Origin of the sequence: Pseudomonas sp. PDM05, assembly GCF_014851685.1 — a bacterium.
In the GTDB taxonomy this organism is placed as follows: domain Bacteria; phylum Pseudomonadota; class Gammaproteobacteria; order Pseudomonadales; family Pseudomonadaceae; genus Aquipseudomonas.
In genome coordinates this window covers 152,092-174,588 of record NZ_JACVAC010000002.1, presented here as the reverse complement: position 1 = coordinate 174,588, position 22,497 = coordinate 152,092, and the positions used below count along the sequence as shown (strand labels likewise).

Sequence of the window (22,497 nt, the reverse complement as noted above, 5' to 3'; positions counted from 1 at the left end):
GGCAAGCCAGCTCCCACATTTTAAATTGCGTTTAGTCAGCTGATTTTGTGCAGGTAGGAGGGCAGGGGTTGCTCTGGTAGCACCGACAACACCTTGAGGCGCTGCAACATCCGCTGCCTGGCGCGCTGAAGATGCTCGCGCAGGTTGAGCGCCGCCGCATCAAACGCGCCATGCAACAACAACTCCAGAATCAACCGATGTTCGGCCAACATCGCCGGGTCCGCGCCGATGCCCAGCAACCGGTAAAAAATCCGGCTGATGATCATCGGGCTCTGCCCCTGGCGGATCAGTGCGGCGATCTTGCGGTTCTGCAAGCCGGCCAGGCAGCGTTGATGCAGATCCTCTTCGATCTGTTCGATGGCTTGCAGGCTGCATTGCGGGCTTTCCTGCGCTTCCAGCACCCGCTGCAACATCGCTTCCAGTGTCTCGCGATCCAGCCCCGGTGCGCTTTGACGCAAGGCTTCGGGCTCCAGGCAGGCGCGCAGTTCGTAGTCTTCGGTGACTTCCCGCGCGGTCAACGGCCCGGCCAGCCACTGGGAGTAGGGCTCTTTTTCCACCAGGCCACGGTCGCGCAAACGCATCAGTGCCTCACGTACCACCGCACGGCTGACACCGTAATGGTCAGCCGCGGCTTGTTCGTCCAGGCGGTAATGGCCGAAGGCGATGCAGGTGGACAACGCCGCGCCGATTTCCTCGACGATGCGTTCGCCCAGCGGCCGCGTGTCCACCAGCTCATCTTCACCGTTCAGGCCCAGGTGCGCATGGCTCAAGGGCAGACGCAACGGCTCCAGCGCCAGGCCCTCGGGGTTGATCAGATAACCCCGGCCGTTGAAGCGGCAGATCAAGCCTTCGTCATGCAGCAGGTCCAATGCCTTGCGCACCGGCACGCGGCTGGTGCCGAACAGTTCGGCCAGCGGCGCTTCCAGTAACACCAGGCCATGGCGAGCCGTGCCGTTGACGATCGCGTCACGCAACACCTGGTGAATCATCGCGTAACGGGAGGCCGAGGCGGACGCTGCTTTCATTGCTTTCCCTGGGGCATGTAGGACGGTGGCCGGGGATTCTCTCATAACTTGCGCCTGTCACCCTGCGCCACGGCGATGGCACTTTTTTGGGGCCTTGAATGTAGGGATGTTACTTTTCTGCACCAAAATGTACTTATTCATAAAAGATACATTATTTCATTGAAGGCGCTATTCGGCGTTCCCGCAAGATTTTTTTCCGCCAAGCGAAAGCATCTATCCCGCAGCTCTGGGCGAAATTCCCTACTTGCACGATGCGTCCCGCATGCAGACTGGCACGAAAGCTGCCTTTGTAAAATGTACATTTTATTAATATGTACGTTTTTGGAGGTCATCTTGATGTCAGACGCCACGTCCATGGCCGAGGATTTCGCCAGCGGTCGCAACGACCCGGTGCAGGTGCTCGAGCAAGCACTGATGCACGCGAACATGGCCCCCAGCGTATTTATCTCGGTGAGCGCCGAGCGTGCCCGGCGTGAAGCCCAAGCCTCTGCCGCACGGTGGCGGGCCGGTCAGCCATTGAGCGTGTTCGACGGCGTGCCATTGGCCTGGAAAGACCTGTTCGACGTGGCCGGCAGCGTCACCACCGCCGGTGCCGCCTACCGGCGCAACGCTCCCGCCGCCGCGCTTGATGCGCCCTGTGTCGGCCTGTTGTGCCGCGCCGGGATGGTCAGCGTGGGCAAGACCAACCTCAGCGAACTGGCCTATTCCGGGCTGGGCCTCAACCCGCATTTCGGCACGCCGCACAACCCGAGCAGCAGCGATCAAGCCCGCATTCCCGGCGGTTCGTCATCGGGTTCGGCGGTCGCCGTCGCGGCCGGGATCGTGCCGATTGCCATGGGCACCGACACCGCCGGTTCGATCCGCATTCCCGCCGCGTTGAATGGCCTGGTGGGCTACCGCAGCAGCAGCCGACGCTACAGTCGCGACGGCGTATTCCCGTTGTCCCGCACCCTCGACAGCCTCGGGCCACTGACCCGCAGCGTGCGCGATGCGCTGGCCATCGACGATCTGCTCCACGGCCGCCGCCAGACCCACAGTGCCCGCAGCCTCAAGGGCCTGCGCCTGGTGCTGGCGCAACAGGACGCCGAACCCGCGGTGCGCAACAACCTGCTGCACGCCGTGCAGCGACTCAAAGCCGCCGGTGCGCTGATCGAAGAACGTGAATGCCAGGCGTTCCAGGCCACCTTGCAGCTGATCCGGGATCACGGCTGGCTGGGCGCCTTCGAAGCCTTCGCCCTGCACGAAGCGCTGCTCGACAGCCCCGACGCCGCGCACCTCGACCCCCGCGTACGGCGCCGCCTCGAAGCTGCCCGCGGCTTGCCCGCCAGCCAATTGCTGCACCTGACCGAAGCCCGCCGTCGCCTGCAACAGCAACTGGCCGACGACCTCGACGGCGCCCTCCTGATCACCCCGACCGTCGCCCACGTCGCGCCGCCCCTGGCACCGCTGGAAGCCGACGACGACCTGTTCATCCAAACCAACCTCGCCACCCTGCGCCTGACCATGCCCGGCAGTTTCCTGGACATGCCCGGCGTGACCCTGCCCAGCGGCCGCGATGCCCTGGGCCTGCCCACCGGGCTGCTGCTCAGCGCCCCGACGGGGGAAGACGCGCGCCTGTTGCGCGCGGCGTTGTCCGTCGAATCCGTACTGACTATTTAAGGAGACACACCATGGCTAAAGACATCCTTTGTGCATTTGGCGTCGACGTTGACGCCGTCGCCGGCTGGCTCGGTTCCTACGGCGGTGAAGACTCGCCGGACGACATTTCCCGTGGCCTGTTCGCCGGTGAAATCGGCGCGCCACGCCTGCTCAAGCTGTTCGAACGCTACGGCCTGCGCACCACCTGGTTTATCCCTGGCCACTCGATGGAAACCTTCCCCGAGCAGATGAAGGCCGTGGCCGACGCCGGCCACGAAATCGGCGTGCACGGCTACAGCCACGAAAACCCCATCGCCATGACTGCCGAGCAGGAAGAAATCGTCCTCGATAAATCCATCGAATTGATCACCCAAGTCACCGGCAAACGCCCCACTGGCTACGTCGCCCCGTGGTGGGAATTCAGCAAGGTCACCAACGAGCTGCTGCTGAAAAAAGGCATCAAGTACGACCACAGCCTGATGCACAACGACTTCCATCCCTACTACGTGCGCAAGGGCGACAGCTGGACCAAGATCGACTACAGCCAGCACCCCGACACCTGGATGAAGCCCCTGGTGCGCGGCGAGGAAACCGACCTGGTGGAGATCCCGGCCAACTGGTACCTCGACGACCTGCCGCCGATGATGTTCATCAAGAAAGCCCCCAACAGCCACGGCTTCGTCAACCCGCGTCACCTCGAAGAAATGTGGCGCGACCAGTTCGACTGGGTCTACCGCGAACACGAACACGCGGTGTTCACCATGACCATCCACCCCGACGTGTCCGGCCGCCCGCAAGTGCTGCTGATGCTCGAGCGCCTGATCGAACACATCCAGAGCCATGCCGGCGTGCGCTTCGTCACCTTTGACGAAATCGCCGACGACTTCATCCGCCGCCAACCCCGTACCTGACCCCCAGAGGCGCGACCCATGTCCATCTATAACAAGCTTGACCTGACTGGCTGGAAACCCCGGCAACTGACCTCCAAGGAAGTGCGCTTCGCGACCTGGATCGCGTTTTTCGCCTGGGTGTTTGCGGTGTATGACTTCATCCTCTTCGGCACCTTGCTGCCGGAAATCGGCCGACACTTCGGCTGGGGGGAAGTGGAGCAAGCGCAAATCGCGACCTGGGTCGCGGTGGGCACGGCGGTGGTGGCGTTTGCTATTGGGCCGGTGGTCGACAAGTTGGGCCGGCGCAAAGGCATTATCTTTACCGTGGCGGGTTCCGCGCTGTGTTCGGCGCTGACTGCGATCGGTGGTGCGTGGGGCAAGTCGCCGCTGATACTGATCCGTTCGTTGGGCGGCCTGGGCTATGCCGAGGAAACCGTCAACGCCACCTACCTGAGCGAGCTGTACGGCGCCTCGGAAGATCCGCGCCTGACCAAGCGCCGTGGCTTTATCTACAGCCTGGTGCAAGGCGGCTGGCCGGTCGGTGCGTTGATCGCCGCCGGTTTGACCGCACTGTTGCTGCCGATCATCGGCTGGCAGGGTTGCTTCATCTTTGCCGCGATCCCGGCCATCGTCATCGCGATCATGGCGCGCAAGCTCAAGGAGAGCCCGCAGTTCCAGATCCACGAACGCATCAACCAACTGCGCAAAAGCGGCGCGGTGACTGAAGCGCAAAACGTCGCCGTCACCTACGGCGTGGACTACGACGAACACAGCAAGGCCGGCCTCAAGGCCGCGTTCCGTGGCCCGGCCCGTCGTGCCACCCTGGTGATCGGTGCCGCGCTGTTGCTCAACTGGGCCGCGATCCAGGTGTTCAGCGTGCTGGGTACGTCGGTGATTGTCAGCGTGCACCACATCTCGTTCGAAAACTCGCTGATCATCCTCGTGCTCTCGAACCTGGTGGGTTACTGCGGTTACCTCAGCCACGGTTGGATGGGCGACAAGATCGGCCGTCGCAACGTCATCGGCCTGGGCTGGATGCTCGGCGGGCTGTCGTTCGCCGGCATGCTGTTCGGCCCGAGCAACATGGCGATGGTGGTCGGGCTGTACAGCCTGGGCCTGTTCTTCCTGATCGGCCCGTACTCGGCGGCACTGTTTTTTATCAGCGAGAGTTTCCCCACCAGCATCCGCGCCACCGGCGGCGCGATCATCCATGCCATGGGCCCGATTGGTGCCGTGGTCGCAGGTTTCGGCGCGACCCAAGTGCTGGCCGCCGGCAGCGACTGGCAGACCGCCGCGCTGTGGTTCGGTGCGGTGCCGTGCTTCCTGTCCGGCGTGTTGATGTTTGCCGCGCGCCATGTGCGCCCGGAAACCGTTCAGTAAGGAGTTTTTGATGAACCGTAAAGTTGCCTTGATTACCGGTGCCGCCAGCGGCATCGGCCAAGCCCTCGCCGTGGCCTATGCGCGGGTCGGTGTGGCGGTGGTCGGCGGGTATTACCCGGCCGATCCCCATGACCCGCAAACCACCGTAGCCCTGGTGCAACAAGCCGGCGGCGAGTGCCTGATGTTGCCGCTGGACGTGGGCGATACCGCCTCGGTCGACGCTCTGGCCGCGCAAGCCGTGGAGCACTTCGGTCGCCTCGATTACGCGGTGGCCAACGCGGGTTTGCTGCGCCGCGCACCGCTGCTGGAAATGACCGATGCGCTGTGGGACGAGATGCTCAATGTCGACCTGACGGGGGTGATGCGCACTTTCCGCGCCGCAGTCCGGCACATGGGCGAAGGCGGTGCGCTGGTGGCGATTTCGTCGATTGCCGGTGGCGTGTACGGCTGGCAGGAACACAGCCATTACGCCGCAGCCAAGGCCGGCGTGCCGGGGCTGTGCCGCTCGCTGGCGGTGGAGTTGGCAGCCCAGGGCATTCGTTGCAATGCGGTGATTCCGGGGTTGATCGAGACGCCGCAGTCGCTGGACGCGAAGAACTCCCTGGGGCCCGAAGGCCTGGCGAAAGCCGCGCGGGCGATCCCGCTGGGGCGGGTAGGGCGGGCGGATGAAGTGGCGTCGCTGGTGCAGTTTTTGACCAGTGAGGCGTCGAGCTACCTGACCGGGCAAAGCATCATTATCGACGGCGGCCTCACCGTACGCTGGCCAGACTGAATGTACTGGGTCCAAATGTGGGAGCGGGCTTGCTCGCGAAAGCGGTGGTTCAGATAAATCAACTGTGACTGACACACCGCATTCGCGAGCAAGCCCGCTCCCACATGGGATCTGTGTGAGCTTAAGGGGACTTGTATATGCAGCAACTCATTAACCGCCGCGCCGTGATCACCGGCGCCGGCAGCGGCATCGGTGCTGCCATCGCCCGCGCCTATGCCGCCGAAGGCGCACGCCTGGTGCTGGCCGACCGCAACGCGCCGAGCCTCGCCGAAACCGCGATCACCTGCCGCAACCTCGGCGCCGAAGTGGTCGAATGCCTGGCCGACGTCGGCACCGTCGAAGGTGCCCAGGCCAGTGTCGACAAGTGCGTCGAACAGTTTGGCGGCATCGACATCCTGGTCAACAACGCCGGCATGCTCACCCAGGCGCGTTGTGTCGACCTGACCATCGAGATGTGGAACGACATGCTGTGGGTCGACCTTACCAGCGTGTTTGTCGCCAGCCAGCGTGCCTTGCCGCACATGCTCGCGCAGCGTTGGGGGCGGATCATCAACGTCGCCTCGCAACTGGGCATCAAGGGCGGTGCCGAGCTGACCCACTATGCGGCCGCCAAGGCCGGGGTGATCGGCTTTACCAAGTCCCTGGCGCTGGAAGTGGCCAAGGACAACGTGCTGGTCAACGCCATCGCCCCTGGCCCGATTGAAACGCCGCTGGTGGGCGGCATCAGCGACGACTGGAAACGCGCCAAGGCCAAGGAACTGCCCCTGGGCCGCTTCGGCCTGGCCGACGAAGTCGCGCCCACCGCGGTGCTGCTGGCCAGCGAGCCGGGCGGCAACCTGTTTGTCGGCCAGACCCTCGGCCCGAACTCCGGCGACGTCATGCCATGAGCGAGGTGTAGCCATGTGCGGACTCTGCGGGCTGCTCGGCGAAGACCTGCACTGGAGCGACCCCCTGGGCGACGAGTTGCCCAGGCGCCGCGAGCGCCTGCGCCGGATCGCGGCGATCAACCAGGTGCTGGCGGTGTTCCGGCTCAAGGTCGAAGACTTCCAGGGCGCCTCGTACCTGTTGCTCGGCGCCACGGGCAAGCAGGAATTGGCCAGCGGCCTGGATCAACTGTGGCAGGCCGCCGAAACCATGCTCGGGCGTGCGCTGGACCCGCTCGATCCAAAATTGCTCGACCACCTTGAACACTAAACCCGCCCGCTGTGGCGAGGGAAACGACCATGAGTATCGCGCTGAACGTCATCACCGGTTTCCTCGGCAGCGGCAAGACCACCTTGCTCAAGCGCCTGCTGCAAGGTGAAAGCCTTGGCGACACCGCGCTGCTGATCAATGAATTCGGCGATGTCGGCATCGACCATCTGCTGGTCGAAGCAGTCGCGCCGGACACGGTGCTGCTGCCCAGCGGCTGCGTGTGCTGTTCGATTCGCGGCGAGTTGAAAGACGCGCTGCTGGGCCTGCTGCAACGCCGCGAACGTGGTGAAATCCCGGCGTTCAAGCGGGTGATCCTGGAGACCACCGGCCTGGCCGATCCGGCGCCGATCCTGGCCACTTTGAACAATGACGTGCAACTGCGCGGGCGTTTTCATATCGGTCTGGTGATCACCTTGGTCGACGCCAGCCACGCCGCGCTGCAAGAGCGCCTGCACCCGGAATGGCTGGCCCAGGTCGCGGCGGCGGATCGCTTGCTGCTGAGCAAGACCGATGTGGCCGGCGACAGTGGCCCACTGCGCGCGCACTTGCAGGCGCTGAATGCCGGCACGCCCATCCTCAACACCCACGAGATCCACAGCGGCGACCAATTGCTGCTCGGAGAAGGCCTGCGCAGTGCCGAGCCCGCCGTGGAGGTTGGCCGCTGGCAACTGCACCAACCCGTCAGCGCCACCCACGGCGCCGCGCAGGTGTGCTGCCTGACCTTCGAGCAGCCGTTGGACTGGGTTGGTTTCGGGGTGTGGCTGTCGATGCTGTTAAGATGCCATGGCGAACGAATCCTCCGGGTCAAAGGACTGCTCAACGTGAACGCCAGCCACGCCCCCATCGTCATTCATGGCGTGCAGCACTGCCTGCATGCCCCGGTGCATTTGCCTGCCTGGCCGGGCGACGACCGCCAGTCGCGTCTGGTGTTTATCCTGCGCGGCCTCGACCCGGCGCTGCTGCGCCGTTCCTTTGAAGTGTTCTCGCGGCGGTTCGCCCAATGATCACCTTGCGGGTGCTCGGCACCTCCGTGACCTTGCTGGAATGCCTGCGTGTGCGCGCCGAGCAGGAACTGGGCATTCGCCTGGTCTATCAGGTGCACGACGTCGAACAGGCCCAGCGCATCGCGGTGATGCAGCCCGACAGCTACGACCTGTACGACCAGTGGTTCCATAACGTCGACTTCGTGTGGCCGGCGCGGGCGATCCAGCCCATCGACACGCGGCGCATCGCGCTGTGGCACGAAATCAACGACCTGCCCAAGCGCGGCCGGCTGTCGCCGGATGACCGCCTCGGTAGCGGCAGCGTGCCCAGTGAGCGCCTGTTCGTGCAGCACGACGGCAGCCTCGGCAGCACCGTCACCGAACGCATCAGCATGCTGCCCCTGACCCACAACGCCGACAGTTTCGCCTACCGCCCCGAACGGCTGCCCGAAGGCTTTTGCCACCGCAACGAAAGCTGGGGCTGGCTGCTCGACCCGGCCTGGAGCGCACGCACCGCGCTGCAAAGCGACGCGGCCATCGGCGCACTGGACGCGGCATTGGCGGTGCAGGGCGCGGGTCTGGCGCAGTTCAAGGACATCGGCAACATGAGCATCGAAGAGATCGACGTGCTCGCCACTATCCTGGTGCGCAAACAGAAGGAAGGCCACTTCGCCGCGTTCTGGTCGGACGACGAAGAGGCTGCCCAACTGATGCTCAGCCCAAGTATCGACATCCAGAGCCTATGGTCACCGACCCTGATGCGCCTGCACCGCGCCGGGGTGAAATACCGCCTGGCGGTACCGCGCGAGGGCTATCGCGCCTGGTTCGGCGGCCTGTCGTTGTCACGGCATGCCCGGGGCCCGGTGCTGGACGCGGCTTACGCCTACCTCAATTGGTGGCTGTCCGGCTGGCCCGGCGCAGTGATGGCGCGCCAGGGTTATTACATCGGCAACCCGGCCCGCAGTCGCGATCACCTGAGCAGCGCCGAGTGGGATTACTGGTACGCCGGCCAACCGGCCCGGGAAGAATTGCTCGGCAGCGATGGCCTGCCGCTGATCGACATCGGTGAAGTGCGCGATGGCGGTTCCTACGAGCAGCGCATGGGGCATATCGCGGTGTGGAACTCGGTGATGGACGAGCACAACTACTTGGTACGGCGCTGGGGCGACTTCATGCGCGCCCGCACTACGTGACCTCATGCGCGCGCGCCCCTGTAGTGAGCGGGCTTGCCCGCGCCGGGTGACGAAGCCGCCCTAAACCCTGGCACCTCGGTCTTCCTGAAACACCGCGGCGGACTATTTGGGGCGGCTGCGCCGCCCAGCGCGGGGCAAGCCCGCTCACTACTTGGTACGGCGCTGGGGCGACTTCATGCGCGCCCGCACTACGTGACCCCATGCGCTCCCGCCCCTGTAGTGAGCGGGCTTGCCCGCGCTGGGTGGCGAAGCCGCCCTAAACCCTGACACCTCGATCTTGCTGAAACACCGCGGCGGACTATTTGGGGCGGCTGCGCCGCCCAGCGCGGGCAAGCCCGCTCACTACAAGGTGTCGAACGCGGGGGAGGTGGACGTTCGGTCAAGCCAGTGTCGCCAATAAATTGGCAGTGATTTTCCCTGTTCTATTGGGTGTACATATCCCAGGTCCCAGCTAACCTGCTTAAACCGAATATCCAATTGAAATGGATGTTTTTTTGACGCCAGGTCAGCAGTTGCCAGGGATGCGTATGACACAGGGACGTAGTGGCAGAAAGACAAAGTTGCTGCCAGAGGGCACTGCAATGAGGTGGCGCCATACGTTCCAGACCCGTATCGCCGGGGTGCTCGCGTTATTGCTGTTGGTGGTCGTCGCCGCCACTTACTTTGCCGTCAAGGCCGCAACTACCCGGGCCGTCGAGAACCAGGCCGAGGTCCAGCTGGAAACCGGCAGCCAGGTGTTCGAGCGCCTGCTCGACCTGCGCGGTCGCCGCCTGCAATACGGCCTGGACTGGCTGACCGCCGACGAACCTTTCAAGCAAGCCGTGACCGAAGGCAACACCGCAGCCATCCTGGCCGCGTTGTACCGGCACGGCACCGGTATCGGTTCCAGCGAAGTGTTTGTATTGGGCCTGGACGGTAAGGTCACGGTCAGCACCTTGCCGCTGTTCACCCCTGGCATGCTGTTCCCCCAGGACGCAGCCTTGCGCCATGCGCGGCGCAGCGGTCTGCAAATGTTGATCGTGGCCATGGACGGGCATCCCTACCTGCTGGTGCAAAAGGACGTCTTGAACCCGCAGCCGGTGGCGCGTGTCGTCATGGGCTTTGCGATGGACGCCCAGTTCGCCAACGAACTGCGTTCCATGAGCAACCTGGAAGTGTCGTTCCTCGCCAGGCAGGACGGTCGCACCGGCCCGTTGTTCAGCACTCAGCCCGACACGGTCCGCGCCGATATTCTCGCCACGCTGCGCCGGGCGCCGGCCACCTCCGAGGCCTACATCGAACGCTTCCACGGCCAGCGCATGCTCAGTCAGGTGCTGTCGCTGGCCAATACCGGCGAGAGCGATGAGGTGCGGGTGCTGCTGCAGAGCCCACTGGACCACGCCCTGGAATCCTTTGCGCCGCTGGACCGGCAGTTCCTCGGGATAGCCCTGGCGGTGCTGGTGGTGTCGCTGGCCGGCGCGTTGTTCTTGGCGCGGCGGGTATCGCGCCCGCTGAATGCGTTGGTGGAGGCCGCTGACCGTATCGGTGCCGGCGATTACCGCACCCCGGTGCGTGTGCGCAGCCACGATGAATTCGGCCTGTTGGCCCGGGCGTTCAACGCCATGCAAAGCGGCATCGCCGTGCGCGAGCGGCAACTGGCGCACAACGCCCTGCATGACTCACTGACCGGCCTGCCCAACCGTGCGCTGGCGATGGAGCGCCTGGGCAGCGCGATCAGTGCGCGTCGGCCGGTGGTGTTGCTGTATGTGGGGATCGAAAACTACCGCCTGATCAACGAGGGTTTCGGCGCCCAGGGCGTCGAGGAAATGCTCCGCGAAGCCAGCCGTTGCCTGTCCATGAGCCTGCTCGCCAGCGACACTGCCGCACGTATCGCTGGCAGTGAATTCCTGGTGCTGCTGGAAAACACCGAGATCGACCGCGCCGTCGCCCGCGCCGACCGCCTCTACGCGCTGCTCACCGAACCCCAGCGCATCGGCCATGACGAAGTACGCCACGAGGTCAGTATCGGCATCGCCGCCTACCCCGGCGACGGCCAGCAGGTGGAAGAGTTGATCAGCCGCGCCGCGATTGCCCGGCACGACGCGGCCACCTTGCCCGGGCATTTGCAGATCTATCAGCAGCATCGCGAGTTGGCCCACCAGCGCCAGATCACCTTGATCCGCGACCTGCGCCGTGCGGTGGTCGAAGGCGAACTGTTCCTGTGCTACCAGCCCAAGCTCGACCTCAGCCAGGGCTATGTGCGCCAGGCCGAAGCCTTGCTGCGCTGGCAGCATCCGACCCTGGGCCAGGTGTCGCCGGCCGAATTCATTCCCCTGGCCGAGCGCACCGGCAGCATGGCCAGCCTGACCCTGTGGGTGATCGAAGAAGCAATCCGCCAGATTGCCGAGTGGGGGCAGCGCGGGCTGCATATCCAACTGTCGGTGAATATTTCGGTGGATGACCTGGCCGATGATGACCTGGCGATTCGTGTCACCGCGTTGCTGATGCAATACGCGGTGGCGGCCGAGCAACTGATCTTCGAGATCACCGAAAGCGCGATCATGCACAACCCGCAACAGGCACTGAACGTGTTGGAGCAACTGCGCGGTTGCGGCATCAGTCTGTCGGTGGACGACTACGGCACCGGCTATTCGTCCCTCGCGCAATTGCAGCGCTTGCCGGTGCAGGAGTTGAAGATCGACCAGTCCTTTGTGCGCAACCTCGACAGCACCAGCGGCGACGGGGTGATCGTGCGTTCCACCATCGAGATGAGCCACAACCTGGGACTCAAGGTGGTGGCCGAAGGCGTGGAGTTTGCGCCGAGCCTGAAGCTGCTCAAGCAGTGGAAGTGCGACACCGCCCAGGGTTACCTGATCAGCCGGCCATTGAATGCCATGGCGTTCGAGATGTGGATGCGCCGCGAGCGGGTGCCGCTCTAGAAAACCCCGTTTGCAGCGGCTACAGATTTTTCGTGCTGCGCCGATGACCTCTACATGTCCTGACCGATTGCATAGTTTTTTGCCGACCGGCGGTCAAGCTTTGTGCTGAAACAATGATGGCAATTGGCCTTGTTTGCGGCATCATCTGCGCCATAACCCTCGTATGTGCCAAGGCAGGCCGCTTTTTTTCACTGCCGTGCGGACCCTTGATGAACCGGATTTTCCTGCAGTTTTCCCTGGCGGCCGTATTGTTGTCCGCCCACACCGACGCCGGTGCCGCGACACTGGACGTACAGGTGCGACAGGCCGATCAGACGCCGGTCAGCGATGCCGTGATCACCTTGCAAGGTCCGGTCGGTGCGCCCGTTGGCACGCTCAAGGCCGATATGGATCAACGCGGCCAGAAGTTCGCGCCCCATGTGCTGGCGGTGCACACCGGCACCCAGGTGCGCTTCCCCAACAGCGACAACATCCGCCATCAGGTCTATTCGTTCTCCGCGGCCAAGCGCTTTGAACTGCGCCTGTACGAAGGCACGCCCACCGAACCGTTGCTGTTCGACAAGCCCGGGGTGGTGGTGCTCGGCTGCAATATCCACGATTGGATGCTCGGCTACATCTATGTCACCGACGACCCCCGCTTCGGCGTCAGCGATGCCCAGGGCCGCGTGCGCCTGGACAACCTGCCGGCCGGTGCCTACCACGTCACCCTGTGGCACCCGCAATTGCTCGACATGCAGCCGCAGGACGGCGGCACCCTGAGCCTGCCTGCCACGGGCCTGAGCCACGCCGTGCAACTCAAGCTTGAACCACCGTCGGCCGACCTGCCGCCAGCGCCCACACCGACTGCGTTTGGCGATGCCTTCAATCGAGCCGCCCATGAAACTGCGCAGTAGCTTCCAGGCGCGTGTCGCCAGTGTGCTGATCCTGCTGTTGCTGGTGGTGGTCGGTGCGCTGTATTTCAGCGTCAAGGCCGCGACCAGCGAGGCGGTGCGCGGCCAGGCCAAGGCGCAATTGGAAGTCGGTGCGCGGGTCTTCGAACGCTTGCTCGACGTGCGCGGCCGGCGCCTGGCCGACGGTGTGCAATTGCTGGCGTCCGACTTCGGTTTTCGCGATGCGGTGGCCAGTGGCGATTCGGCCACCATGCGCTCGGTACTGTTCAACCACGGCAAGCGCATCAACGCCAGCGACATGATCCTGTTGGGCATGGACGGCAAAGTCCTCGCCAGCACCCTCGACGAGGTGCCCGAAGGCTCGACCTTTCGTTATGACCAGGCGCTGCGCGACGCGCGGCGCAATCGCCAGACCATGCTGATGGTGCCGCTGCAAGGCATGCCGCACCTGCTGGTGGAAGCGCCGGTGCTGGCGCCGCTGCCGATTGCGCGGGTGGTGATGGGCCTGCGCATGGACAGCGCGTTCGCCGAAGAGCTGCGCTCGTTGAGCAACCTGGAAGTGTCGTTCCTGAGCCTCGACCGCCAGCAGCCGGGCGAGTTGGTCAGCACCCAGCCCCAGGTGCTGCGCGACAGTATCGTCAACCTGATGCTGGCGCAGGGTACGCATCACGGTGTGGCCACCACCGAACACCTGGAACACAGTTTTCTCAGCCAGTCGCTGGTGTTGGCCAGCGACGCCGACGGCCAGGTCCTGGCCCTGTTGCAGAGCCCCTTGGATGCGGCGATGCAGGCGTTTGCGCCGCTCGACGAAAAAATCCTCGGGATTGCCTTGATCGCGTTGATTGCCTCGTTGATCGGTGCCTTGCTGCTGGCACGCGGTGTCTCGCGCCCGGTGCAGGCCCTGGCGCTCGCCGCCGAACGCATCGGCCAGGGCGATTACCAGACGCCCGTGGTGCTGGCGCGCAGTGATGAACTGGGGCGCTTGGCCAGCGTGTTCAACTCGATGCAAAGCGGCATCGCCGAGCGCGAGCTGCAACTGGCGCACAACGCCTTGCATGATCGCCTCACCGGCTTGCCCAACCGCGCATTGGCCATGGAACGCCTGGGCAATGCCATTGCCACGCACCGGCCGATGGCGCTGATCTACCTGGGCATCGACAACCTGCGCGCTGCCAGCGAAACCGCCGGGCCTGAGGCAGTCGACCAGTTGTTGCAGGACGTGAGCCGCAGCCTGCAAGGCGCGTTGCGCCCCGGCGATACCCTGGCGCATTTGACCGCCGACGAATTCCTGCTGCTGCTCGAAGGCGCCGGCAGCGACGAAGCGGTGGGCCTGGCCGACAAGCTGCAACAGTTGCTGCTGCGCCCACGGCGCATCAACGGCCACGACCTGGCGCTGGATTGCCGCCTTGGTATTGCGGCCTACCCGGACGATGGTGAAAGCGCCGACACCTTGCTCGAACGTGCGGCGATTGCGATGAAGGACGCCGCGCAAATGCCCGGCCGCCTGCAGATCTACGAACACGGTCGCGACCTTGTGCACCGTCGCCAGGTCACCCTGATCCGCGACCTGCGCCACGCGCCCAGCCAGGGCCAGTTGCTCTTGCACTACCAACCCAAACTCGACATCCGCCAAGGCCACGTACGCCAGGCCGAAGCCTTGTTGCGCTGGCAGCATCCGCAGTTCGGCATGGTTTCGCCGGCGGAATTCATCCCCTTGGCCGAACGCTCGGGCAGCATCCAGTTGCTGACCCATTGGGTGATCGAAGAGGGCATCCGCCAACTGTGTGAATGGAACCGGCGCGGCCTGTCCCTGCAACTGTCGCTGAACATCTCGGCGGATGATCTGCTCGGTGATGACCTGGCCCATCGCGTCTCGGCGCTGCTGCGCCGTTATGGCTTGCCGGCCGAACAACTGCTGTTCGAGATCACCGAAAGCGCGGTGATGCGCGAGCCGGAAAAAGCCCTGAAAGTCCTGCACCTGCTGCGCGACTGTGGCATCAGCCTGTCGGTGGATGACTTCGGCACCGGCTATTCGTCGCTGGCGCACCTCAAGCGCCTGCCGGTGCAAGAGTTGAAGATCGACCAATCCTTTGTGCGCAACCTTGATGAAACCAGTGAAGACGCGGTGATCGTGCGTTCCACCATCGAGATGAGCCACAACCTGGGCCTCAAGGTCGTCGCCGAGGGCGTCGAGTACGCCCATAGCCTACGCTTGCTGGAGCGCTGGCAATGCGACACGGCCCAGGGTTACCTGATCAGCCGGCCGTTGAGTGCCGATGCTTTCGAAGCCTGGGTGGCGTTGCCCCTCAGTGCGCAAACTTCCCTGGTTCATTGAGTGACATGCGCGTGCGTTGTTCCGTTCTGATCGGCTGCCTCGGCGCCCTGACCCTGCAAACTGCGCTGGCCGACAACGGCCGCCTGATTGCCACCGGCGGCGCCAGCAGCATTGAAGGCACGGCGGGCGGCGGGATCACGCCGTGGGCGGTGCTGGCCGGTTACGGCGAACAGCACGAGTGGGGCGCCACGGCGTTCGCCACCACGGTCAACCTGCCGGACTACCGGCTCGACGTGGCCGGGCTGGCGCTGGCCTATGACAACCGTGTCGAGCTGTCTTTCGCCCGCCAGCGTTTCGACCTGGGCACCCTGGTGCACAAGCTGGACCTGCCCGAAGACCACCTCGGCCAGGACGTACTGGGCCTCAAGGTGCGGCTGTTTGGCGATGTGATCTACGACAACCTGCCCCAGGTGTCCCTGGGCCTGGAATACAAGCACCAGACTAACTTCGACATTCCCAACCTGGTCGGTGCCAAGCGCGACAGCGACGTCGAAGGCTACCTGGCCGCCAGCCGTTTGTTCATGGGTGCAGCCTTTGGCTACAACGTGCTGGTCAACGGCAGCCTGCGCTACAGCCGCGCCAATGAAACCGGCTTGCTCGGTTTTGGCGGCGACCGCCGTGACAGCCGCAGCCTGCTCAAGGAAGGCTCGGTGGCGCTGCTGTTCAACCCGCGCTGGGCGGTGGGTGTGGAATACCGCGAAAAGCCTGACAACCTGTCGTTTGCCGGTGAAAGCGACTGGGCGGATGTGTTTGTCGGCTACTTCCCGAACAAGCATGTGTCGTTTGTATTGGCCTACGCACGCCTCGGCGAAATCGCCACGCTGGATAACCAGAACGGCACTTATCTGTCTGTGCAAGGGAGTTTTTGATGCGCTGGCTACCGCTATGCCTGGTCCTGCTGCTCGGCGCCTGTGCCCAGCAACCGCCGAAGGATGACAGCCTGTACCGTGACCTTGGCGCCATGCCCGGCATCACGCGGATCGTCGAGGGCATGCTGCTCAACATCGCCCGTGATGAGCGCATCGTCGAGCGCTTCCGGCGGATCGACATCCAGCGTTTGCGTAATAAGCTGATCGAGCAGTTTTGCGCAGAGGCGGGCGGGCCGTGCGTGTATACCGGGGACAGCATGGCGGAGAGTCACAAGGGGCAGAATGTGAGCCGCAGTGACTTCAATGCGTTGGTCGAGGATTTGATCGCAGCGATGGACAAGCAAGGGATTTCGGTGCCGGTGCAGAATCGCCTGATAGCGCGGTTGGCGCCCATGCGCGGCGAAGTGATCGAGCACTGAGCTTGCACACACGCCCGTTCCCACAGTTGGTTTTGTGTCAATGAACATGAAAAAAGGCGGCGACCCTCAACAGGTCGCCGCCTTTTTTACTGCCGGTAAAGCTTAATCCGGCAGTTTGAACGCCATCACATAGTCACCCTGCTTGGTACCCAGGGAACCATGACCGCCCGCCACGACCAGCACGTACTGCTTGCCGTCCTTGCCGGTGTAGGTCATCGGAGTGGTTTGCGCGCCTGCTGGCAGGCGGCCTTCCCACAGTTGCTTGCCGTTTTTCACGTCATAGGCACGCAGGTACTGGTCCAGGGTGCCGCTGAGGAACGCGACGCCACCGGCGGTGGTGAACGTCCCGCCCAGGCTTGGCACGCCCATGGTCAGCGGGATTGGTACCGGCGCGCTGTCACGCACGGTGCCGTTCTTGTGCATCCAGATGGTTTTGTGGGTGGTCAGGTCGACCGCAGCCACATAACCCCAGGCCGGCGCCTGGCACGGCAGGCCCAGTGGCGACAGCAGCGCTTCGAGGATCACGCCGTACGGCGCGCCTTTGTTCGGCTGCACGCCTTCGGTTTCGCTGACGCGCGGGCCTTGCTTGGCGATGTCGGCGGCCGGGATCAGCTTGGACTTGAACGCCATGTAGCTTGGGTTGACGAAGGCCAGTTGGCGTACCGGGTCGACAGAAATGCCACCCCAGTCGAACACGCCGAAGTTACCTGGGTAAACGATCGAACCCTGCAGCGATGGCGGAGTGAACGGACCGTCGTAGCGCATGGATTTGAAATCAATCCGGCACAGCAGTTGGTCGAACGGGGTCACGCCCCACATGTCGCGCTCTTTCAACGGCGGCGGCATGAAGTTCAGGTCGGACTTGGGTTGGGTCGGCGAGGTGCGATCACCGGCCACTGCGCCTTGCGGTACAGGGACTTCGTTGATCGGCACCACAGGTTGGCCGGTCGCACGGTCCAGCACGTAGATGCTGCCTTGCTTGGTCGACGCCATCACCGCTTGCTTGACGCCGTCAGCGGTCTTGATGTCGACGAGCGAAGGTTGGCCGCCCACGTCCATGTCCCACAGGTCATGGTGCGTGAACTGGAAGTGCCATTTCACGTGACCGCTGTCGATGTCCAGGGCGGTCAGGCCGGCGCTGTATTTTTCCGATTCATCGGTACGGTCGCCGCCGTATTGGTCGGGCATCTGGTTGCCCATCGGCAGGTAGAGCAGGCCGAGTTTTTCATCCACCGAGAACATGGACCACATGTTCGGCGAGTTACGGGTGTAGGTCTTGCCTTCGGCCAACGGGGTGGTGTCGTCCGGGTTGCCGCTGTCCCAGTTCCACACCAGCTTGCCGGTATGCACGTCGAACGCACGGATCACGCCGCTGGGTTCGTCGGTGGAGACGTTGTCGGTGACGTGACCGCCGATCACCACCAGGTTTTTGGTCACGGCCGGTGGCGAAGTGGAGTAGTAACCGCCGGGGGCGAAGCCACCGATGTTGGCGCGCAGGTCGACCTGGCCTTTGTCACCGAAGTCTTCGCACATCTTGCCGGTGTCGGCGTTGAGCGCGATCAGACGGGTGTCGGCGGTCGGCACGAAGATGCGTTTCGGGCAGGCATTCGGCGCGGCGGCCGGGCTGGCGCTGCCGGTCGGGCTCTGTTCGGAGGCGTAGACGGCGTCATCGTGATACGACACGCCACGGCAGGTCATGTGGGCCCAGCCTTTGAAGTTCTCGGCGCCCATGCTGCTGATCTTCGGATCGAAGCGCCAGATTTCCTTGCCGGTGTCCGGATCCAGGGCAATCACTTGGCTGTGTGGGGTGCACACGTAGAGCATGCCGTTGACTTTCAGCGGGGTGTTTTCCGCGGTGGTCTCGCCTGGATCGTTCGGGCCAGGCAGGTCGCCGGTGCGGTAGGTCCACGCCGGGACCAGCTTGCTGACGTTCTGCGGGGTGATCTGCGCCAGCGGCGAGTAACGGTCACCAAAGGCCGAGCGGCCGTAGGAATTCCAGTCGCCATCGGGCTGGGGCGGTGCGGTGTTGGTCATGCCAGGCACGGCGTCGCGGTCCAGCTGGCCTTTGACCAGTTCACCCGGGTTGGTGAATTGGCTGGCCAGGGCAGTAGCACCCGCCAGCACCACGGCCACGCTCAGCGCGCCGGTGCCCAGTGGCGCCGGTTGGCCGTTCAGCAGCGGGCGACGGACCCACGGCAGCAGCATGACGATGCCCAAGGCAAACAGCAGTGCCAGGCGCGGCACCAATTGCCACCAGTCCAGGCCGACTTCCCACAGGGCCCATACGGTGCTGGCGAACAGCACCAGTGCGTACAGGCCCAGCGCGGCGCGGCGGTTGGCCAGCAGCAGGATGCCGGTCAGGCCGACGCCGATACCGGCCAGCAAGTAGTACAGCGACCCGCCGAGCATGCTCAGCTTGACGCCGCCGGCCAGCAAGGCCAGGCCCATGATCAGCAGCAAGACGCCTAGCAGCTTGGGCAGCAAGCGGCTCGGACTTGAAGCACCATCAGTGCTCATAGTGTGTTTCTCCGTTACGTTGGAATTATGTAACCCCGTGCTTCACTGTAGATGACGATTCAGCGCGGGCTTGGTTCAGCGATAGTCGGTTTTTCTGTGGATAAGCATGGTTATCCACAGGCGGGCGATTTATTCCCAGGCGCAGGGGGGTGTAAGACAGCGCTGTCTTTACGAGCAGGAGGCTTCGGCAAGATGGGGTCGACCGGGGAAATGAAACGTTTCAGGTTGTTGCCGGGAAGGATAAAGGGAGTTGTCTTGGAGAGAAAGGGCGAATCGCGATATGCATCATTTCTGAATTGGTAACAGTGACGAATCGTCGCTGCAAAACCAATGTGGGAGCGGGCTTGCTCGCGAATGCGGTGTGTCAGTCAATGCAGCTGTGACTGATCCACCGCATTCGCGAGCAAGCCCGCTCCCACAGGGGATCTACGGTGTCGCTTAGAACGTCGTACGAACGCCGAACTGCACGCTGCGCCCCGGCGCCGGCGCGATGTCCCGCAGGATCGAGCTGGCATAGCGCACGGTCTGGTTGGTGAGGTTTTCACCGTTCACAAACGCCAGCCACTCGCTGCCACCGACATTGAAGCGGTAACCCGCGCTCGCGCCCAGGGTGGTGTAGCCATCGGTGCCGCTTTCGTTGTCCGGCACACGGCCCTGGCCGGCGGCGTGTTCCACGTCGATGCGCGCTTGCCAACGCTCCAGTTCCCACAGCAAGCCGCTGTTCAAGCGCAGCGGGGCGATGCGTGGCAAGGCTTCGCCGGTGTCGAGGTTGGTGGCGCGGGTGTAGTCGCCCGACAGCTCCAGTGCGAACTTGCCGTAGGCGCCTTCGCCGAGTTTCCAGTGATCCTGGGCCTCAAAGCCTGCGAAACGGGCGCGTACGCCGGAGTATTTGTACTCGGGGATGCCATCCGCGTCTTCTTCGCCTTCATCGTTCAGCGTACGACCACTGCCCAATAAGCCGATGTAATTGGAGAAGTGGCTGTAGAACACGCCGAAGCTGCCCTTGTGGGTGCCATTGTCAAAACGCAGGGCCAGGTCGCTGGATACGGCTTTCTCTTTCTTCAGGTTGGCGTCGCCCAACTCGTAGGTGCCGGTGGCGACGTGGGCGCCGTTGGCGTACAGCTCGTAGAAGGTCGGGGCGCGCTCGGTGTAGCCCAGGGTCGCGGCCAGCGACCAGATCGGCGTGAGGGTATAGACCGCGCCCGAGGACAGGCTGCCGGCGGTGAAATCATTGGATTTGTCGGCGCCGGCAAAGCGGGCGTTGCCCTTGGCGTCCGGGTCGACGCTGGTGTGTTCCAGGCGCCCGCCGAGGCTGAGCTTGAGGCGTTCGGTGGCCTGCATCTCTTCGAGGATAAACAGCGCGCCGGCATTGGTATCGGTCTGCGGTACGAAGGCTTCTTCACCCAGGGCCGAAAATTCGTTGCGCGTCACTTGGGCACCGACCACGCCGTTGAACGGGCCGATCGGTTGGTGACGGGCTTCGACGCGGGCTTCATAACCCTTGTTCTTGAAGACCGTGCCGGTTTCGCCGCCTTCGATCTCGCGGTGTTCGTAATCGGTGTAGCCCGCGTCGACTTTGACCGAGGTAAACGGCCCTTGCAGGTTACGGATTTCGGAGGCGAAGGCGTAGTGATCCTGCTTCATGCGGATACGCACGTCCTGCTCGGCGGGGGAGCCGTAGTTAGCGTCGTAATTGCTGTAGGACAGCCCGGCGTAACCGTCGTCCCAGGTGTAGGAACCGCCTACGGCGCCGCCGTCCTGGCGCCCGTCGCTGTTGCCCAGGCGCCCGTTTTTGCCGGGGCCATCGTCGGTCTCGGGTGCATGGCGGCTGCGGGCCTGGCCCGGGATCTTGAGGTCGTTGAATTCCCGTGCGTTGGCATCCAGGTGCAAGGCGAACGTGCCGTTGCCGGCTTCCAGCTTGCCCGCGCTGCTGCGGGTGGTGTCGGCGCCGCCGTAGCGCAATTCACCGGCACCGTGGATGCCTTCGATGGCTTCGGTGGGAATGCGGTTGTCGAAGGTATTCACCACGCCGCCGATGGCGCTGCCGCCGTACAGCAAGGCCGCCGGGCCGCGCACGATTTCAATGCGGTCGACATTGATCGGGTCCAGCGGCACCGCGTGGTCGTAGGACAACGACGACGCATCCAGTGCGCCGACGCCGTTGCGCAGGATGCGGATACGGTCGCCGTCCTGGCCACGGATGATCGGCCGGCTGGCACCTGGGCCGAAGTATGAGGACGACACGCCTGGCTGCTTGTTGAGGGTTTCGCCGAGGCTGCCTTTTTGTTGCAGGGTCAGGTCATCGCCTTCCAGCACGGTGGTCGGCGAAGCGAGTTGCTCGCTGCCCAGCGGGTTGCCGGTGATGACTTGGGGTTGCAGCTCAAGGGCCTGGGCTTGGGAGCAGATCAACAGGGCGGCGGCAAGCGGGGTCAAGCGCCACAGAGAAGAGAGGGACATCGGACATTCCTTGGCAAAACGGCGAAAAGATTTGATAACTATCGTTACAATATAACATCTCTTTTTCGCTGGGAACGGGAACTTTTTATAACTGGCAGGTGCAGTGCTAAGGTGTGCACCTTCGTGAGCACTTTTTTCATAGGCCTGGCATGACCGCGACAAGCAACGACCCCCTCCACGGTGTGACCCTGCAACACGTCCTCACCACCCTGGTGGAACACTACGAATGGTCCGGCCTGGCCGAACGCATTGATATTCGCTGCTTCAAGAGTGATCCGAGCATCAAGTCGAGCCTGACCTTCCTGCGCAAGACCCCATGGGCGCGGGAAAAAGTCGAAGGGTTGTACGTCAAGCTGATGCGCACCAAACGCCCGTTGGATTGAGCCGGTGAAGCGCTTTGTGGCCGCGGCGGCGCTGGCCGGCTGGGCGGGGCTGGCAATCCAGCAATACCTGATCTTCTATTCGCGCTGGTCCAGCGGCGCCAGCCTGTTGGGCGGGTTGATCAACTTCTTCAGTTTCTTCACGGTGCTGACCAACACCTTGGCGGTGGTGGTGTTGAGCTATGCGCTGGTCAGGCGCGATTCGGCGGCGAAGCGGTTTTTCCTCGCGCCAGGGATCAGCAGTGGCATCGCCGTGAGCATCGTCGTGGTGGGCCTGGCGTACAGCCTTCTGCTGCGGTACCTGTGGCAGCCGGAAGGCTTTCAATGGGTTGCCGACGAGTTGCTGCACGATGTGATGCCGGTGCTGTTTTGCATCTATTGGTGGCGCTGTGTGCCCAAGGGCTCGTTGCGGCTCAAGCACATCGGCGCATGGGTGATTTACCCCTTGATCTACTTTGGTTATGTGCTGCTGCGTGGGCATTTGCTTGGGCAGTATCAGTACCCGTTCATCGATGTGGACACGCTCGGTTATCCACAAGTATTTGTGAATGCCGGAGGGATACTGGCGGGGTTTGTTGCGGTTGCGTTGGCGGTGGTCGGGCTGGACAAGCTGCTGAAATCCCCCCGTACCTGAAGC

At 63.7% G+C, this 22,497-nt stretch carries 18 protein-coding genes; 15 read left to right on the top strand and 3 right to left on the bottom strand.

The genetic code is table 11. The features are described from left to right. Positions 1-35: 35 nt before the first annotated feature. Positions 36-1,025: a GntR family transcriptional regulator gene (locus IB241_RS05635; protein ID WP_192297425.1), complete on the bottom strand. Its 990-nt coding sequence runs from the start codon at positions 1,023-1,025 to the stop codon at positions 36-38. 336 nt (positions 1,026-1,361) lie between these two features. Here IB241_RS05635 and IB241_RS05630 point away from each other — a divergent pair, with 336 nt between their 5' ends. From IB241_RS05630 to IB241_RS05570, 13 genes are all read left to right on the top strand, one after another. After that, the gene (locus IB241_RS05630) at positions 1,362-2,684 is read left to right on the top strand and encodes an amidase (protein ID WP_192297423.1); all 1,323 of its coding nucleotides are present in this window, start codon (positions 1,362-1,364) and stop codon (positions 2,682-2,684) included. Positions 2,685-2,695: 11 nt separating this feature from the next. Beyond that, entirely contained in the window at positions 2,696-3,574 is an 879-nt protein-coding gene (locus IB241_RS05625) for a polysaccharide deacetylase family protein (RefSeq protein ID WP_003234086.1), read from the top strand. Between the two features lie 18 nt (positions 3,575-3,592). After that, a complete protein-coding gene (locus IB241_RS05620) occupies positions 3,593-4,933 on the top strand; it encodes an MFS transporter (protein ID WP_192297421.1) in 1,341 nt (446 codons plus the stop codon). Between the two features lie 10 nt (positions 4,934-4,943). Beyond that, complete coding sequence (locus IB241_RS05615; RefSeq protein ID WP_192297419.1) at positions 4,944-5,705, top strand: SDR family NAD(P)-dependent oxidoreductase; 762 nt, start codon at positions 4,944-4,946, stop codon at positions 5,703-5,705. Positions 5,706-5,842: 137 nt separating this feature from the next. After that, positions 5,843-6,592, top strand: coding sequence for an SDR family NAD(P)-dependent oxidoreductase (locus IB241_RS05610; RefSeq protein WP_192297417.1), 750 nt, complete (start codon positions 5,843-5,845; stop codon positions 6,590-6,592). 13 nt (positions 6,593-6,605) lie between these two features. Further along, complete coding sequence (locus IB241_RS05605) at positions 6,606-6,899, top strand: hypothetical protein (protein ID WP_192297415.1); 294 nt, start codon at positions 6,606-6,608, stop codon at positions 6,897-6,899. Positions 6,900-6,928: 29 nt separating this feature from the next. Beyond that, positions 6,929-7,903 (top strand): CobW family GTP-binding protein, encoded by a 975-nt coding sequence (locus IB241_RS05600; RefSeq protein WP_192297413.1) that lies wholly within the window; start codon positions 6,929-6,931, stop codon positions 7,901-7,903. Next, positions 7,900-9,075: an ABC transporter substrate-binding protein gene (locus IB241_RS05595; protein WP_192297411.1), complete on the top strand. Its 1,176-nt coding sequence runs from the start codon at positions 7,900-7,902 to the stop codon at positions 9,073-9,075. Before IB241_RS05600 ends, IB241_RS05595 begins: the two co-directional genes overlap by 4 nt. A gap of 581 nt (positions 9,076-9,656) precedes the next feature. Then, positions 9,657-11,993 carry a putative bifunctional diguanylate cyclase/phosphodiesterase gene (locus IB241_RS05590; RefSeq protein WP_192297409.1) on the top strand — a complete coding sequence of 779 codons (2,337 nt, stop codon included), beginning with the start codon at positions 9,657-9,659 and terminating at the stop codon, positions 11,991-11,993. A 209-nt stretch (positions 11,994-12,202) separates the two neighbouring features. Further along, positions 12,203-12,886, top strand: coding sequence for a methylamine utilization protein (locus IB241_RS05585; RefSeq protein ID WP_192297407.1), 684 nt, complete (start codon positions 12,203-12,205; stop codon positions 12,884-12,886). Next, on the top strand, positions 12,870-15,218 hold the full coding sequence (locus IB241_RS05580) for an EAL domain-containing protein (protein WP_192297405.1): 2,349 nt from the start codon (positions 12,870-12,872) through the stop codon (positions 15,216-15,218). Before IB241_RS05585 ends, IB241_RS05580 begins: the two co-directional genes overlap by 17 nt. Positions 15,219-15,223: 5 nt before the next feature. Continuing rightward, positions 15,224-16,087, top strand: coding sequence for a DUF3034 family protein (locus IB241_RS05575; protein WP_192297404.1), 864 nt, complete (start codon positions 15,224-15,226; stop codon positions 16,085-16,087). After that, positions 16,087-16,506, top strand: coding sequence for a group I truncated hemoglobin (locus tag IB241_RS05570; protein ID WP_192297402.1), 420 nt, complete (start codon positions 16,087-16,089; stop codon positions 16,504-16,506). The genes IB241_RS05575 and IB241_RS05570 overlap by 1 nt, the downstream gene beginning before the upstream one ends. 102 nt (positions 16,507-16,608) lie before the next feature. Here the strand turns inward: IB241_RS05570 and IB241_RS05565 are convergent, their stop codons facing one another. Together IB241_RS05565 and IB241_RS05560 are read right to left on the bottom strand one after the other, a co-directional pair. Further along, positions 16,609-19,023, bottom strand: coding sequence for a glucose/quinate/shikimate family membrane-bound PQQ-dependent dehydrogenase (locus IB241_RS05565; RefSeq protein WP_192297400.1), 2,415 nt, complete (start codon positions 19,021-19,023; stop codon positions 16,609-16,611). Between the two features lie 438 nt (positions 19,024-19,461). Continuing rightward, entirely contained in the window at positions 19,462-21,480 is a 2,019-nt protein-coding gene (locus IB241_RS05560) for a TonB-dependent receptor (protein ID WP_192297398.1), read from the bottom strand. Positions 21,481-21,629: 149 nt separating this feature from the next. Between IB241_RS05560 and IB241_RS05555 the strand changes: the two genes are divergently transcribed. After that, entirely contained in the window at positions 21,630-21,863 is a 234-nt protein-coding gene (locus tag IB241_RS05555) for a VF530 family DNA-binding protein (RefSeq protein WP_003188882.1), read from the top strand. 4 nt (positions 21,864-21,867) lie between these two features. Then, positions 21,868-22,494 (top strand): Pr6Pr family membrane protein, encoded by a 627-nt coding sequence (locus IB241_RS05550; RefSeq protein ID WP_192297396.1) that lies wholly within the window; start codon positions 21,868-21,870, stop codon positions 22,492-22,494. The last annotated feature ends 3 nt before the right edge of the window (positions 22,495-22,497 follow it).

Coding starts and splice junctions, on each gene's coding strand:
- IB241_RS05635 (WP_192297425.1), bottom strand. CDS start 1,025: ATGAAAGCAGCGTCCGCCTCGGCCTCCCGTTACGCGATGATTCACCAG.
- IB241_RS05630 (WP_192297423.1), top strand. CDS start 1,362: ATGTCAGACGCCACGTCCATGGCCGAGGATTTCGCCAGCGGTCGCAAC.
- IB241_RS05625 (WP_003234086.1), top strand. CDS start 2,696: ATGGCTAAAGACATCCTTTGTGCATTTGGCGTCGACGTTGACGCCGTC.
- IB241_RS05620 (WP_192297421.1), top strand. CDS start 3,593: ATGTCCATCTATAACAAGCTTGACCTGACTGGCTGGAAACCCCGGCAA.
- IB241_RS05615 (WP_192297419.1), top strand. CDS start 4,944: ATGAACCGTAAAGTTGCCTTGATTACCGGTGCCGCCAGCGGCATCGGC.
- IB241_RS05610 (WP_192297417.1), top strand. CDS start 5,843: ATGCAGCAACTCATTAACCGCCGCGCCGTGATCACCGGCGCCGGCAGC.
- IB241_RS05605 (WP_192297415.1), top strand. CDS start 6,606: ATGTGCGGACTCTGCGGGCTGCTCGGCGAAGACCTGCACTGGAGCGAC.
- IB241_RS05600 (WP_192297413.1), top strand. CDS start 6,929: ATGAGTATCGCGCTGAACGTCATCACCGGTTTCCTCGGCAGCGGCAAG.
- IB241_RS05595 (WP_192297411.1), top strand. CDS start 7,900: ATGATCACCTTGCGGGTGCTCGGCACCTCCGTGACCTTGCTGGAATGC.
- IB241_RS05590 (WP_192297409.1), top strand. CDS start 9,657: ATGAGGTGGCGCCATACGTTCCAGACCCGTATCGCCGGGGTGCTCGCG.
- IB241_RS05585 (WP_192297407.1), top strand. CDS start 12,203: ATGAACCGGATTTTCCTGCAGTTTTCCCTGGCGGCCGTATTGTTGTCC.
- IB241_RS05580 (WP_192297405.1), top strand. CDS start 12,870: ATGAAACTGCGCAGTAGCTTCCAGGCGCGTGTCGCCAGTGTGCTGATC.
- IB241_RS05575 (WP_192297404.1), top strand. CDS start 15,224: ATGCGCGTGCGTTGTTCCGTTCTGATCGGCTGCCTCGGCGCCCTGACC.
- IB241_RS05570 (WP_192297402.1), top strand. CDS start 16,087: ATGCGCTGGCTACCGCTATGCCTGGTCCTGCTGCTCGGCGCCTGTGCC.
- IB241_RS05565 (WP_192297400.1), bottom strand. CDS start 19,023: ATGAGCACTGATGGTGCTTCAAGTCCGAGCCGCTTGCTGCCCAAGCTG.
- IB241_RS05560 (WP_192297398.1), bottom strand. CDS start 21,480: ATGTCCCTCTCTTCTCTGTGGCGCTTGACCCCGCTTGCCGCCGCCCTG.
- IB241_RS05555 (WP_003188882.1), top strand. CDS start 21,630: ATGACCGCGACAAGCAACGACCCCCTCCACGGTGTGACCCTGCAACAC.